The organism is Rhodopseudomonas sp. P2A-2r (assembly GCF_026015985.1).
Classification (GTDB): Bacteria; Pseudomonadota; Alphaproteobacteria; order Rhizobiales; family Xanthobacteraceae; genus Tardiphaga.
The window spans coordinates 5,351,059-5,363,972 of the sequence record NZ_CP110389.1 but is presented as its reverse complement, the minus strand read 5'-3'; the positions used below and the strand labels follow the sequence as shown (position 1 = coordinate 5,363,972).

The window sequence follows — 12,914 nt, the reverse complement described above, 5'->3', positions numbered from 1 at the left end:
ATACCGATCTCGATCGCATCCACTGGCTGGACCAGGTTGGGGTCAAGCGCGACGAAGCCGAGGCGAAGGCGATGGTCGCCGCCTTCGCCGCGGCGGGGCAGCGCTGGATCATTGAAGGCGTCTACGGCTGGCTGGCCGAAGCGGCGCTGTTCCGCGCGACGACGCTGATCTGGCTGGACATGCCGTGGAGTCTCTGCCGGGAAAGCCTTGCGCAGCGCGGCCCGTGGCGCGGCGCGACGGCCGAACAGCACGGCGAATTTCTCTCATGGGCAGAGCACTATTGGCAGCGTCGGACCTCCACCTCCTATGATGGTCACCTCGGCCTGTTCGAGGGGTTCATGGGAGACAAACTTCGCATCCGGGATCGATCGGACATCGGTCCGTTACTCAATGCCAAACAGATCGACGGAATCGCCCCTGCTTGATCCCGCTCAATACCTGCGGCCGTCTACCGGGATATGGTAGTCTGGCATCGGGACATGGGGGCGAGGCACCGCATGGAGCAATTGAAGCAGCCGACCTTTGCAGAACTGTTCACGCCCAAACTGGTCACGGTATTGCGCGAGGGCTATGGCGTCGCCGATTTCCGCGATGACGTGCTGGCCGGGCTCACCGTCGCGATCGTGGCGCTGCCGCTGTCCATGGCCATCGCCATCGCGTCGGGCACCTCGCCTGATCGCGGGTTGGTCACTGCAGTCGTCGGCGGTTTTCTGGTGTCGGCGCTCGGCGGCAGCCGCTTCCAGATCGGCGGCCCGGCCGGCGCCTTCATCGTGCTGGTTGCCGCCACCGTCAGCCGTCACGGCATCGACGGCCTGGTGCTGGCGACCATGCTGTCCGGCGTGATCCTGATGGCCGCGGGCTATCTGAAGCTCGGCACCTACATCAAGTTCATCCCGTTTCCGGTCACCGTGGGCTTCACCGCCGGCATCGCCGTCATCATCTTCGCCAGCCAGGTCAAGGATCTGTTCGGGCTGACGCTGGATGGCAAGGAGCCCGGCGAATTGCTGCCGAAGCTCGAAGCGCTCGGCCGGGCGCTGCCCAGCTTCAATCCCGCCGTGGTGGGCCTGACCGTCGCCAGCCTCGTCATCATCCTCGGCCTGCGGCTGTGGCGGCCGGCGGTGCCCGGCATCCTGATAGCGGTGATCCTGAGCGCCGTGGCGGCATGGGCGTTCGCGCTGCCGGTGGAAACCATCGGCACCAAATTCGGCGGCATCCCGCAGAGCTTTCCGCGGCCATCCTTGCCGGCGATCTCGCTGGCCAAGCTGCAGGCGGTGCTGCCGGACGCGATTTCCTTCGCGCTGCTCGGCGCCATCGAGTCGCTACTGTCGGCGGTGGTCGCCGACGGCATGACCGGGCGACGCCACCGTTCCAATTGCGAGTTGGTGGCGCAAGGTATCGCCAATATCGGCGCGGCCCTGTTCGGCGGCATCTGCGTTACCGGGACCATCGCGCGCACCGCCACCAATGTCCGTGCCGGCGCTCATGGTCCGATGTCGGGCATGCTGCACGCGGTCTTCCTGCTGGTCTTCATTCTCGTCGCAGCACCGCTGGCTAGCTACATCCCGCTGGCGGCACTGGCGGCCGTGCTTGCGGTGGTCGCCTGGAACATGGCCGAGAAGCACGAATTCGCGACGCTGGTCCGCTCGTCCTGGGGCGATGCCGTGGTGCTGCTGGCCACCTTCCTGCTCACCGTCTTTCGTGACCTGACCGAAGGCATTCTCGTCGGCTTCGCGCTCGGGGCCGTGCTGTTCATCAACCGCATGGCGGAGACCACCGGCATCGAGGCCGGCGCGCCGCTGGCAGCGGGCGACCGCGCCGACGACGCCAATGGCGAGCGGGTGCCCTACGACACCCGGTTGGTGGTCGATCCCGACGTGCTGGTCTACCGCATCACGGGCGCATTCTTCTTCGGCGTCGCCTCGACCATCAGTTCGGTGTTGGACAGCATCTCGGATCGCCACAAGGCCTTCGTGATCGATTTTGCCGCGGTGCCGTTCCTGGATTCCACGGCCGCCAATGCCATCAAAGGCATTGCCGAAAAGGCCAGGCGGCGCGGTGTCCGCGTCATCCTCACCGGCACGTCGCAGCCGGTGCGCCGTGCGCCGCTGACCCATGGCGCGCGACCGCCGCTGGTCAAATACCGGTCGGACATCGCCGACGCCGTCGCAGAGATCAAGGCACGGACCGGCAGGCTTGACGCGATCGGACCGGCCGCGTCGCAGTCTGCGGCGGGCTGATGGCGGGGCCGCGCTGCGCCCTGTTGGGGTGGTCTGCGGCCTCGCCTGCCACCGTTGCTGCGCTGCCAGCGCATGCAAATGTGACACGGCATTGACAGCCCGGACATCAGCATGATTTGAGCATCGCAATGCCTTGATGATAGGGCAAAGGAATCCACATGCCCTACCAGAGCAAACCTCGCGCCGCATGCCTGATCGGTTGGCCGGCGGCGCATTCGCGTTCGCCGCTGATTCATCACCACTGGCTGCGCACGCTCGATATCCCCGGCGGCTACAGCATCGAATCGGTCCCGCCGGAAGGCTTCGCCGAATTCGTGCTGAACCTGTCGAAGCACGGCTATATCGGCGCCAACATCACCATTCCCCACAAGGAGCGGGCGCTTACCTTGACCGCTCCGGACCAGCGTGCCCGTGCCGTCGGTGCCGCAAACACGCTGTGGTACGACCACGGCACGCTGCGTTCGACCAATACCGACATCGAAGGCTTCATCGACAATCTCGATCACGCGGCGCCGGAATGGGATGCCGCCGACGATGCGCTGGTGCTCGGCGCCGGGGCTCGGCGCGCGCTGTGGTGTTCGGCTTGCTCGAACGTGGCGTGAAGCGCGTGTATCTTGCCAACCGCACCACGGACCGGGCGCAGGCACTGGCCGACCAGTTCGGCGCGGGGGTCGTGCCGGTGGCATGGCAGCAGATCGAAATGGTCCTGCCGCAGGCAGGGCTGCTGGTGAACACCACCTCGCTTGGCATGAATGGTCAGCCGGCGCTGCAGGTCGATGTCGGCTTGCTGCCGGACCATGCCGTCGTCGCCGATCTCGTCTACGTGCCGTTGGTGACGCCGCTGCTGGCGGCGGCGCGTGCTCGCGGCCTGCGCACGGCCGATGGTCTTGGCATGCTGCTCTATCAGGCGGTGCGCGGATTCGAGTTGTGGTTCGGGCTTCGGCCCGAAGTGACCCCTGAGCTGCGCGCGCTGGTCGAGGCCGATCTCGCCGTCACAGTGGCGTGATGCGGGAATAGCAATCCGGCCATGGTGTTTCCATCTGCAGGGTACTGGGTGCTCTCTGCAAAGGATTGATCATGTCAGGTTCTGTTTCACTGTTCTCGCGCGCCGGCGCGGGAATGCTGTTGGCCGCGACGCTGCTCGCATCGGGCGCGTGGGCGCAGCAGCCGCAGCCGGTGCGTATTCGCGGCAGCATCGAAAGCGTCGATGGCGCGCTGCTGACCGTCAAGACCCGCGACGGCGACGAGCGGAAGGTGCATCTGTCTCGACAATGTCGCCGTCACCGGCATCGTCAAGACCACGCTCGCCGACATCAAGCCGGACTCCTATATCGGCGTCACCGGCCAGCCGCAGCCTGACGGCACCCAGAAGGCGATTGCGATCCACATCTTCCCGGAAGCCATGCGCGGCACCGGTGAGGGGGTCCGTCCCTGGGATCTGCGCCCCAACAGCACGATGACCAATGCCACGGTGGATCAGAAGGTCGAGGCCACTGACGGTCAGACCCTGACGGTGAAATACAAGGACGGCGAAAAGAAAGTCACGGTGACGCCGGAAACGCCGATCGTCACCTTCGTCCCGGGCAACAAGGCCGAGCTGAAGGCGGGCGCCAAGATCATCATCATGGGGGCCACCAAGAAGGAGGATGGCACCTACGACACCGCGCGCGTCAATGTCGGCCTGGATGGATTGACGCCGCCGATGTGAGCTCACTTGCTTCCCCTCTTCCACGAACGCAGCGAAGCTGCGTTTGCGGGAGAGGGAAGGACGCGGCCGTGTCGCTACTGCACCAATACGTGCTTGTCGATTTCGGCAATTGAATTGACGCCGCACAGGCCCATGGTGACGCTGAGTTCGTTGCGCAGGATATCCAGCGCCTTGGTCACGCCGGGGCCGCCGTAAGCACCGAGGCCGTAAATATAGGCCCGCCCGATCATGCAGGACTTCGCGCCCAAAGCGAGCGCGCGCATCACGTCCTGGCCGGAGCGGATGCCGCTGTCGAACATCACTTCAATATCCGACCCCACCGCATCGACGATCCCCGGCAGCACCGAGATCGACGACGGCGCGCCGTCGAGCTGACGGCCGCCATGGTTGGAGACCACCATGGCCTGGGCACCGACCTTCACCGCCTCGCGCGCATCGACGACATCGTGGATGCCCTTGATCACGATCTTTCCCGGCCAGATGCTGCGGATCCAGTCGAGATCCTTCCAGTTCAGCGAGGCGTCGAACTGTGTCGCCGTCCATTGCGAAACGGATTCCAGGTCGTCGGCGTTCTTGACGAAACCTGCGATGTTGCCGAAGTTGCGCCGCTTGGCCTGCAATGTGCGCATCAACCATGCGGGCTTGCTGATGAAATCGATCATGTTCTTGAGATTGTAGATCTTCGGCGGCACCGACAGGCCGTTCTTGATGTCGGCGTGGCGCTGACCGATCACCTGCAGGTCGACGGTGAGGACGAGCGCGCAGCACTTCGCAGCAATGGCGCGCTCGATCAGTTCCTTGATGAAGCCGCGGTCCTTCATCACGTAGAGCTGGAACCAGAACGGCTTTTCCACGTTCTCGGCGACGTCCTCGATCGAATTGATCGACATGGTGGACAGCGTGTAGGGAATGCCGGCCGCCTGCGCCGCGCGGCAGGCGTGGATCTCGCCGTCGCCGTACTGCATGCCGGTGGAGCCCACCGGCGCGCAGATCAGCGGCATGGTGGCCTTCTCGCCAAGGATCGTCGTCGACGTGTCGCGGTTGGCGATATCGACCAGGATGCGCTGGCGGAATTTCAGCTTCTGCAGGTCGGTGCAGTTGGCGCGAAAAGTGTCCTCGCTATAGGAGCCATGATCGACGTAATCGAAGAATGCCTTCGGCACCTTGCGCTTGTGTTCCAGGCGAAGGTCTTCGATGCAGGTGATCTTGTTCAGGGACATTGCGCTGCCTTCTTGTATTTGCCGCTCGGGCAGTCATCTAGCATGGTTGGGCCAGCTGCCAAATCCTACGTTGCACACCTCGCCACGATTCACAGGAGTCCACCATGCCGGAATCCAAGAACCAGCAGACCGCCGCCGAGATCGAGAAGAAGCAGCTCGACGACGCCTTGGAGGAGGGCCTCGAGGAGACCTTTCCGGGCTCGGATCCGGTCAACGTGACCCAGCCGGCGCCCTCGAAAGCCGACAATCACGTCAAGCGGAAGGGCTAGATCGGCGCGGCCCGGGCGGCCGTATCCATGACATCGTTAAGCAAAATCAGTGACTTATGTGATTTTAGCGGCCCGCCCGGTGGTAATTATTCATCATATTTTTTGAAGCGATTTTAGGCCGAGGGGCTTTATAAGATCGTCACACGCCAGTGGGGCGTCGCGCTTGGGGCGTTGGGCCGGGGGTTGCCGGCAGCCGCAGGCGACGGTGGGGGGTAGCATGAGCCGCAGATATTTCGGGACCGACGGCATTCGGGGCCGCGCCAATGGCGTCATCACGCCGGAGCTGGCGTTGAAGGTCGGGCAGGCCGCCGGCCTGGTGTTCCAGCGTGGCGAACATCGCCACCGCGTCGTGATCGGCAAAGACACAAGGCTGTCCGGCTACATGATCGAGAACGCCATGGTGGCGGGCTTCACCTCGGTGGGCATGGACGTGCTGCTGGTCGGCCCGATGCCGACCCCGGCGGTGGCGATGCTGACCAAGTCGATGCGCGCCGACCTCGGCGTGATGATTTCCGCGTCGCACAACCTGTTCGAGGACAATGGCATCAAGCTGTTCGGTCCGCTCGGCTTCAAGCTGTCGGACGACGTCGAGAAACAGATCGAGGAATTGCTCGACGAGGATCTCGGCCGGAAGCTCGCACAGAGCGCCAGCCTCGGCCGCGCTCGCCGCATCGACGGCGTGCACGACCGCTACATCGAATTCGCCAAGCGCACGCTGCCGCGCGACCTCTCGCTCGACGGCCTGCGCGTCGTGGTCGATTGCGCCCACGGCGCCGCCTACAAGGTGGTCCCGGAAGCGCTGTGGGAACTGGGCGCCGACGTGATCTCCATCGGTGTCGAGCCCGACGGCTTCAACATCAACAAGGAATGCGGCTCCACCGCACCGGAAGCGCTGTCGCGCAAGGTGCGTGAGATGCGCGCCGACATCGGCATCGCGCTGGACGGCGACGCCGACCGCGTCATCATCGTCGACGAGCGTGGCCATGTGGTCGACGGCGACCAGTTGCTGGCGGTGATCGCGCAGAGCTGGAAGGAGGACGGCCGCCTCGCCAAGCCGGGCATCGTCTCCACGGTGATGTCCAATCTCGGCCTCGAGCGCTTCCTCAACGCGCAGGGCATCGAACTGATCCGCACCGCGGTCGGCGATCGCTACGTGCTCGAGCAGATGATGAAGAACGGCTACAATGTCGGCGGCGAGCCGTCCGGCCATATCATCATGTCGGACTACGCGACCACCGGCGACGGCTTCGTCGCGGCCCTGCAGGTGCTGGCGGTGGTGCAGAAGTCGGGCCGCCCGGTCTCCGAGGTCTGCCACCTGTTCGAGCCGCTGCCGCAGATCCTGAAGAACGTGCGTTATCGCGGCGGCAAGCCGCTCGACGACGCCGAGGTGCAGTCGACTATCGCCGCCGGTCAGGTCCGGCTGAACGGCCACGGCCGACTGTTGATCCGCGCCTCAGGCACCGAGACGGTCATCCGCGTGATGGGCGAGGGCGACGACCGCATTCTGGTGGAGGAGGTCGTCGATACCATCGTCTCCGCGCTGGGGCAGGCCGCGGCTTGATGGAGCGCCTACGGGTGCGCGGACCACAACGTTTTAGAACTACACTCAATTATCATCACCCGCGCAAGCGGGTGATCCAGTAAGTGGCGTTGCCTCGGCTTTGTCACTGTCGCCGGTGACTACTGGATCGCCCGCCTGCGCGGGCGATGACAGTGAGATCCAGGCGTGCGCGTCAGACCTCGATCGCCGCGCATCGCTGCTATCGACTAATATCCATAGTCCGCCCGGGCGGTTCATTGTACGAGGAGCGTCCCATTGCAGGATGCCGTCGTGAACAAGCCCGTTGTCGTTACCGAGGAATCGCAGGTCGCGCCTGTGAGCACGCCCGCACTGGCTGCGCCAACCGGTCCGGCCTATCTGGTGCTCGGCGGCATCAGCCTATCGCACTTCCTCAACGACACCATGCAGTCCTTGATTCCGTCGGTCTATCCGATCCTGAAGGAAAACTATGCGCTGGATTTCGCGCAGATCGGCCTGATCACGCTGGCGTTCCAGATCACCGCCTCGCTGCTGCAGCCGGTGGTGGGCCATTTCACCGACAAGAAGCCGCTGCCGTTCTCGCTGGCGATCGGCATGGGCTTTACCTTCTTCGGCCTGTTGCTGCTCAGCATCGCCCATGTCTATGCGGTCATCCTGGTCGCTGCGGCGCTGGTCGGGCTGGGCTCGGCGGTGTTCCATCCGGAATCGGCGCGGATCGCGCGGCTCGCGTCCGGCGGGCGCTATGGTCTGGCGCAATCCGTGTTCCAGGTCGGCGGCAATGCCGGATCGGCGCTGGGGCCGGTGCTCGCGGCGTTGATCGTGGTGCCGTTCGGTCAGCCCAGCATCGCCTGGTTTTCGTCGATCGCGTTCGTCGCCATCGTGCTGCTGTGGCAGATCGGGCGCTGGTACAAGCCGCGCATCGTGCCGCGCGCCGCCAGGGCCGTGGCGCGGCATCCGGATGCCCCGACATCGCGACGCGTGGCCTTTGCCATCGGCATTCTGATCGTGCTGGTGTTCTCGAAGTTCATCTACATGTCGAGCCTGACCAGCTACTACACATTTTACCTGATCGAGAAGTTCGGCGTCTCGACGCAGGGCGCGCAACTTTATCTGTTCGCGTTTCTCGGGGCGAATGCGGTGGGCACCTTCTTCGGCGGTCCGATCGGCGATCGTATCGGCCGCCGCTACGTGATCTGGTTCTCGATCCTCGGCGTGTTGCCGTTCACGCTGGCGCTTCCGTTCGCAGGCCTGATGGGCACCGCGGTGCTGAGCGTGATCATCGGTTTCGTCCTGTCGTCGGCGATGCCGGCGATCCTGGTCTACGCCCAGGAACTGGTGCCGCATCGCTTCGGCATGATCTCCGGCTTGTTCTTCGGCTTTGCCTTCGGGGCAGGGGGCATCGGCGCGGCGCTGCTCGGCGAGGTCGCCGACCGCATGGGCATCGCCTTCGTCTATCAACTTTGCGCGGTGCTGCCGGCCATCGGCCTGCTCGCGGTTCTGCTGCCGAAGATGCCGCGCTCTGCGCACTAGCCAAACCGCCGCGCGCTCCAGTTTGATATCAACACATTGTTAGTACTTGTGGCGCGACCGCGTCGTGCGCGGGTTCCACAGCGGTCCTCACATATTGTCAACCTTAATTGTTAGGGTTAAGCGCCGCTTAAGAATTTGGTGTCATCGTCCGTCCGTGAGTTTCTGAGTGTGGGGCCCCCGGTATTGCCTCTCTTGAAAAAGGACGACGCCAATGCGTAGCGTGAAATTGATATTGGCCGCCGGAGCGGCTTCCCTGATGTCGACCGCGGTTTTTGCCGCCGACATGCCCATGCCGCCGCCGCAGTACTACGCGCCGCCGGCCCCGCCGGCCGAAGAATTCGGTGGCTGGTACCTCCGCGGCGACATCGGCTTCAGCAACCAGCGCGTGAAGAACATCGAAATGGGCGATAACCGGAACGCCGCTCTGCTGTCGCTTCAGGAGACCACGGCTTTCGACACCGCAGGCATCTATCAGGTCGGCGTCGGCTATCAGTTCAATAGCTGGTTCCGCGGCGACATCACTGGCCAGTACCGCGGCAATTCGAACTTTAAGGGCACCGACCGCATCACCTTTCCCTCGAGCGGATTCGTTGGGAGTGGCGTCAATAACTATAATGCGAGCAAGTCTGAGTGGGTCGCAATGGCCAACGGCTATGTCGATCTGGGCACCTGGTGGTGTGTGACACCGTTTGTCGGTGCTGGTGTCGGTATGGCTCGCGTCAATATTGCGAATTACACTGATAACGGTGGGACGCTCGTCAACTTCGTCAGCTCGTCGAGCTACGCGGGCGCGCCGGCCGCGTCGAAGTGGAATTTCGCCTGGGCGCTGCACACCGGTCTGGCCTACAAGGTCAACCCGGCGATGACCGTCGAACTTGGCTACAGCTACATGAATCTCGGTAGCGGCACCACCGGGCCCGTTTCGGACTACACTGGCTTCACGAAGGGGTTGCCATGCAGTTCAAGGACATCACCTCGCATGATCTGAAGCTCGGCGTGCGCTGGAATCTCGACAGCCCGCCGGCCTATGCGCCGCCGCCGCCGCCGTTGATCCGCAAGGGCTGATCGGCCCAACTATCTTAAGACATCTTAACGGCGCGGGACCTTCCCGCGCCGTTTTGTTTTGCGCGAACCACACTCGCGCAACCATTGGTTAAGGTTAACGCGGGATGATCATGACAGTCGATGAGTTGAGGGATGTCGTGATGCGTAAGTTTCTGATGGCGACGGCAATGCTTGGGATGGCGCATGGCGCACAGGCCGCAGACATGCCGGACCTTCCGGTGCTGCGCGGCGCCTTTTCGGACGGCGTGAGCTCCTCGCAGGTGAACTGGCAGGGCTACTATATCGGTGCCCAGGCTGGCTATGGCCGCTCCGACATGAATTTCGCGGGAGCCACGCGCGCGGTTACGGCGCGAATGCTTGACGGCCTCGCGATCGAGCAGGACGGCCAGGTGTCGCAATGGCCCGTCATGGGCAAGGCATCACAGAACGGCAACGGCTTCGGCGGCTTCGTCGGCTATAACAGCCAGTGGGACGACGTGGTGATCGGCGTCGAGCTCAGCTATCTACATGGCAAATTCGGCGGCACGCAGAGCGGCAGCGTGGGACGTTCGTTCGTCGACTCGCTCGGCTACACCGATGGCGTGACCAACTACGGTTCATCCAGCATGTCGATCACCGACATCGGCACGTTCCGGGCCCGCGCGGGCTACGCGTTCGGATCATTTTTGCCCTACATGTTCGGCGGTGTCGCGCTGGGACAGGCGGACATCATCAGGACGGCGCGCGTCTTCGGCCAGTCCGTCAACGTCAACGCGGCGCCAGGTTTTCAGTACATTTCGTTCGACCACAACAAGACCGATGCCCAATATAGCCACTTGCTCTACGGCTATTCCGCCGGACTTGGCGTGGACGTCAATTTGATTGGCGGCCTGTTCCTGCGTGCCGAGTGGGAATACATCCGCTTCTCGTCGGCGGTCGATACCAGCATCAACACCGTGCGCGCCGGCCTCGGCTACAAGTTCTGATCGCGCGCCGCCGCCCGCCAAACCTGTTGACAGGATTTGGCCGGGCTGCTGCCCTGGGCTTCCGACATGGAGCAGGGCGATCATGAAGATCTACGGCGACAGCAGTTCCGGCAACTGCCTGAAGGTGAAGTGGGTCTGTGACCAGCTGGCGCTGCCGTATGACTGGGTCGACGTCGATACGATGAAGGGCGAAAGCCGGACGCCGGAATTCCTCAGGCTCAACGGGGCCGGGCAGGTGCCGACCATCGTGCTCGACGACGGCCGCGTGCTGGCGCAATCAAACGCCATCATCCGCTATCTCGCGCGCGACAGCGATCTTGTTCCCCGCGATGCCTTCCAGGCCGCGAAGATGGACGAGTGGCTGTTCTGGGAGCAGTACAGCCACGAGCCCTATATCGCCGTCTGCCGTTTCCAGATGGTCTATCTCGGCAAGCCGGCCTCCGACCTCGATCCGGAAAAGATCAAGCGTGGCTACTTTGCGCTGGCGCGGATGGAGCATCAGCTCGCGGCGACCCGGTTCCTGATCGGCGATCCTTTCTCGCTCGCCGACGTGGCGCTGTTGGCCTATACGCGCGTCGCCCATGAAGGCGGCTTCCATCTCGACGGCTACGCATCGATCCGGCGCTGGATCGCCGCGGCGGAACGTGAACTGGACCTGCCGCCGGCCCGTTGATTGCCGCAGCGAGGCTGCGATCCGGCCGGTTCCGGTTAACTGTTGGCAACCAAATGGGCGCGCGATGGTAATGTCGTGCAACGGACAGACGTCTCGCGCGTATATCGAGCGTGAATGTCGAAATCAAGAAATGCTATGCGATCGTCAAAATCGGCAACGACTACGTTGTCCAGGTGAACGATCGCGGCGTGATGAAATTCACCAGCAAACGGAAGGCGATACGTTCAGTGACCGTGGCGGCGGGATTGCTCGCGCGGGAGCAGGAAGCGGAGCAGGATGAACCGTCATCACCTTTTCGCGCGTGCTGGGAAGTTCCTTGACGCCGGAAGGCGATTCCCATATCCACGCCAGCGGGCCACCTCCCCCAACGGGAGGCTTGCTATCTGGAAGGATAGATTATGACTGCAGCTAAGCCATCTTCGCGGCCGAACGTGCCGCATTTTTCCTCCGGTCCCTGCGCCAAGCGCCCCGGTTGGACCCCCGAAAATCTCAAGGATGCAGCCCTCGGCCGTTCGCATCGCGCGAAGGTCGGCAAGGCCAAGCTCAAGCTCGCCATCGAACTGACCCGCGAAGTGCTGGAAGTTCCGGCCGGCTACAAGATCGGCATCGTGCCGGCGTCGGATACCGGCGCGGTCGAAATGGCGCTGTGGTCGCTGCTCGGTGCGCGGCCCGTCACCACCATCGCATGGGAATCCTTCGGCGAAGGCTGGGTTAGCGACATCGTCAAGGAACTGAAGCTCAAGGACGTCACCAAGCTGCATGCCGGCTATGGCGAAATTCCTGACCTCTCCAAGGCCGATCCGGCGTCGGACATCGTCTTCACCTGGAACGGCACCACCTCCGGCGTGCGCGTGCCCAATGCCGACTGGATCAAGGCCGATCGTGAAGGCCTGACCATCTGCGACGCCACCTCCGCGGCGTTCGCGCAGAAGCTCGACTGGGCCAAGCTCGATGTCGTCACCTTCTCTTGGCAGAAGGCGCTGGGCGGCGAAGCTGCGCACGGCATGCTGGTGCTCAGCCCGCGCGCTGTCGCGCGTCTCGAGAGCTACACGCCGGCCTGGCCGCTGCCAAAGATCTTCCGCATGACCAAGGGCGGCAAGCTAAACGAAGGCATTTTCGAAGGCGAGACCATCAACACGCCGTCGATGCTGTGCGTCGAGGACTATCTGGATGCGCTCGGCTGGGCCAAGTCGGTCGGCGGTCTCAGCGCGCTGATCGCGCGCGCCGACGCCAACACCAAGGTGCTGGCCGACTGGAAGGCCCGCACGCCGTGGGTGGACTTCCTCGCTGCCGATCCGGCGATCCGCTCCAACACCTCGGTGTGCATGAAGGTGGTCGATCCCGCCATCACGTCGCTGTCAGCCGATGCCCAGGCTGACTTCGCCAAGAAGCTGGTGGCGCTGGTCGAGAAGGAAGGCGCCGGTTTCGACTTCGCGCACTACCGCGACGCTCCCGCCGGCCTGCGCATCTGGTGCGGCGCCACCGTGGAAGCCAAGGACGTCGAGATCCTGACGCAGTGGATCGACTGGGCGTTCGCCGAGATGAAGTCCTCGCTCGCCAAGGCGGCTTAAGCACTTCTTACCCTCCCCTGGAGGGGAGGGTCGACGGACCCTGAGCGACGCGCGGCGTCGTCACGATTCGGCGGGGTGGGGTGAAGAACTCCCCCGCTCGTTCACTCAATTGTCAGCTCGTAGCTTCACCCCATCC

At 63.8% G+C, this 12,914-nt stretch carries 10 protein-coding genes and 3 pseudogenes; 12 read left to right on the top strand and 1 reads right to left on the bottom strand.

The window, feature by feature from the left end:
* Positions 1-71: 71 nt before the first annotated feature.
* From ONR75_RS25830 to ONR75_RS25815, 4 genes and pseudogenes are all read left to right on the top strand, one after another.
* On the top strand, positions 72-425 hold the full coding sequence (locus tag ONR75_RS25830) for an AAA family ATPase (RefSeq protein WP_265079755.1): 354 nt from the start codon (positions 72-74) through the stop codon (positions 423-425).
* 72 nt (positions 426-497) lie between these two features.
* Complete coding sequence (locus ONR75_RS25825; protein ID WP_265079754.1) at positions 498-2,237, top strand: SulP family inorganic anion transporter; 1,740 nt, start codon at positions 498-500, stop codon at positions 2,235-2,237.
* A gap of 158 nt (positions 2,238-2,395) precedes the next feature.
* Positions 2,396-3,243, top strand: a pseudogene (locus ONR75_RS25820) (shikimate dehydrogenase).
* Positions 3,244-3,356: 113 nt separating this feature from the next.
* Positions 3,357-3,945, top strand: a pseudogene (locus tag ONR75_RS25815) (hypothetical protein).
* A gap of 74 nt (positions 3,946-4,019) precedes the next feature.
* Here the strand turns inward: ONR75_RS25815 and ONR75_RS25810 are convergent.
* Complete coding sequence (locus ONR75_RS25810; RefSeq protein ID WP_265083798.1) at positions 4,020-5,159, bottom strand: alpha-hydroxy acid oxidase; 1,140 nt, start codon at positions 5,157-5,159, stop codon at positions 4,020-4,022.
* Positions 5,160-5,269: 110 nt separating this feature from the next.
* On the opposite strand from ONR75_RS25810, the gene ONR75_RS25805 reads away from it, so the two are divergent.
* The 8 genes and pseudogenes from ONR75_RS25805 to ONR75_RS25770 all read left to right on the top strand — a co-directional run bounded on the left by ONR75_RS25805 (position 5,270) and on the right by ONR75_RS25770 (position 12,778).
* Entirely contained in the window at positions 5,270-5,434 is a 165-nt protein-coding gene (locus ONR75_RS25805) for a hypothetical protein (protein ID WP_265079753.1), read from the top strand.
* A 217-nt stretch (positions 5,435-5,651) separates the two neighbouring features.
* Positions 5,652-6,995, top strand: a complete 1,344-nt coding sequence (gene glmM / locus ONR75_RS25800; protein WP_265079752.1) for a phosphoglucosamine mutase — start codon at positions 5,652-5,654, stop codon at positions 6,993-6,995.
* 270 nt (positions 6,996-7,265) lie between these two features.
* A complete protein-coding gene (locus tag ONR75_RS25795) occupies positions 7,266-8,504 on the top strand; it encodes an MFS transporter (RefSeq protein ID WP_265079751.1) in 1,239 nt (412 codons plus the stop codon).
* 211 nt (positions 8,505-8,715) lie between these two features.
* Positions 8,716-9,569, top strand: a pseudogene (locus tag ONR75_RS25790) (outer membrane protein).
* A 140-nt stretch (positions 9,570-9,709) separates the two neighbouring features.
* A complete protein-coding gene (locus tag ONR75_RS25785; RefSeq protein WP_265079750.1) occupies positions 9,710-10,534 on the top strand; it encodes an outer membrane protein in 825 nt (274 codons plus the stop codon).
* Positions 10,535-10,616: 82 nt separating this feature from the next.
* Positions 10,617-11,207, top strand: coding sequence for a glutathione S-transferase family protein (locus ONR75_RS25780; RefSeq protein WP_265079749.1), 591 nt, complete (start codon positions 10,617-10,619; stop codon positions 11,205-11,207).
* A gap of 110 nt (positions 11,208-11,317) precedes the next feature.
* Entirely contained in the window at positions 11,318-11,527 is a 210-nt protein-coding gene (locus tag ONR75_RS25775; protein WP_265079748.1) for a hypothetical protein, read from the top strand.
* 78 nt (positions 11,528-11,605) lie between these two features.
* Positions 11,606-12,778 (top strand): phosphoserine transaminase, encoded by a 1,173-nt coding sequence (locus ONR75_RS25770; protein WP_265079747.1) that lies wholly within the window; start codon positions 11,606-11,608, stop codon positions 12,776-12,778.
* The last annotated feature ends 136 nt before the right edge of the window (positions 12,779-12,914 follow it).

Bases quoted from the DNA above. Each gene is read 5' to 3' on its own strand.
- ONR75_RS25805 (WP_265079753.1), top strand. From the start codon at position 5,270: ATGCCGGAATCCAAGAACCAGCAGACCGCCGCCGAGATCGAGAAGAAG.
- ONR75_RS25770 (WP_265079747.1), top strand. From the start codon at position 11,606: ATGACTGCAGCTAAGCCATCTTCGCGGCCGAACGTGCCGCATTTTTCC.
- ONR75_RS25830 (WP_265079755.1), top strand. From the start codon at position 72: ATGGTCGCCGCCTTCGCCGCGGCGGGGCAGCGCTGGATCATTGAAGGC.
- ONR75_RS25780 (WP_265079749.1), top strand. From the start codon at position 10,617: ATGAAGATCTACGGCGACAGCAGTTCCGGCAACTGCCTGAAGGTGAAG.
- ONR75_RS25825 (WP_265079754.1), top strand. From the start codon at position 498: ATGGAGCAATTGAAGCAGCCGACCTTTGCAGAACTGTTCACGCCCAAA.
- ONR75_RS25785 (WP_265079750.1), top strand. From the start codon at position 9,710: ATGCGTAAGTTTCTGATGGCGACGGCAATGCTTGGGATGGCGCATGGC.
- glmM (WP_265079752.1), top strand. From the start codon at position 5,652: ATGAGCCGCAGATATTTCGGGACCGACGGCATTCGGGGCCGCGCCAAT.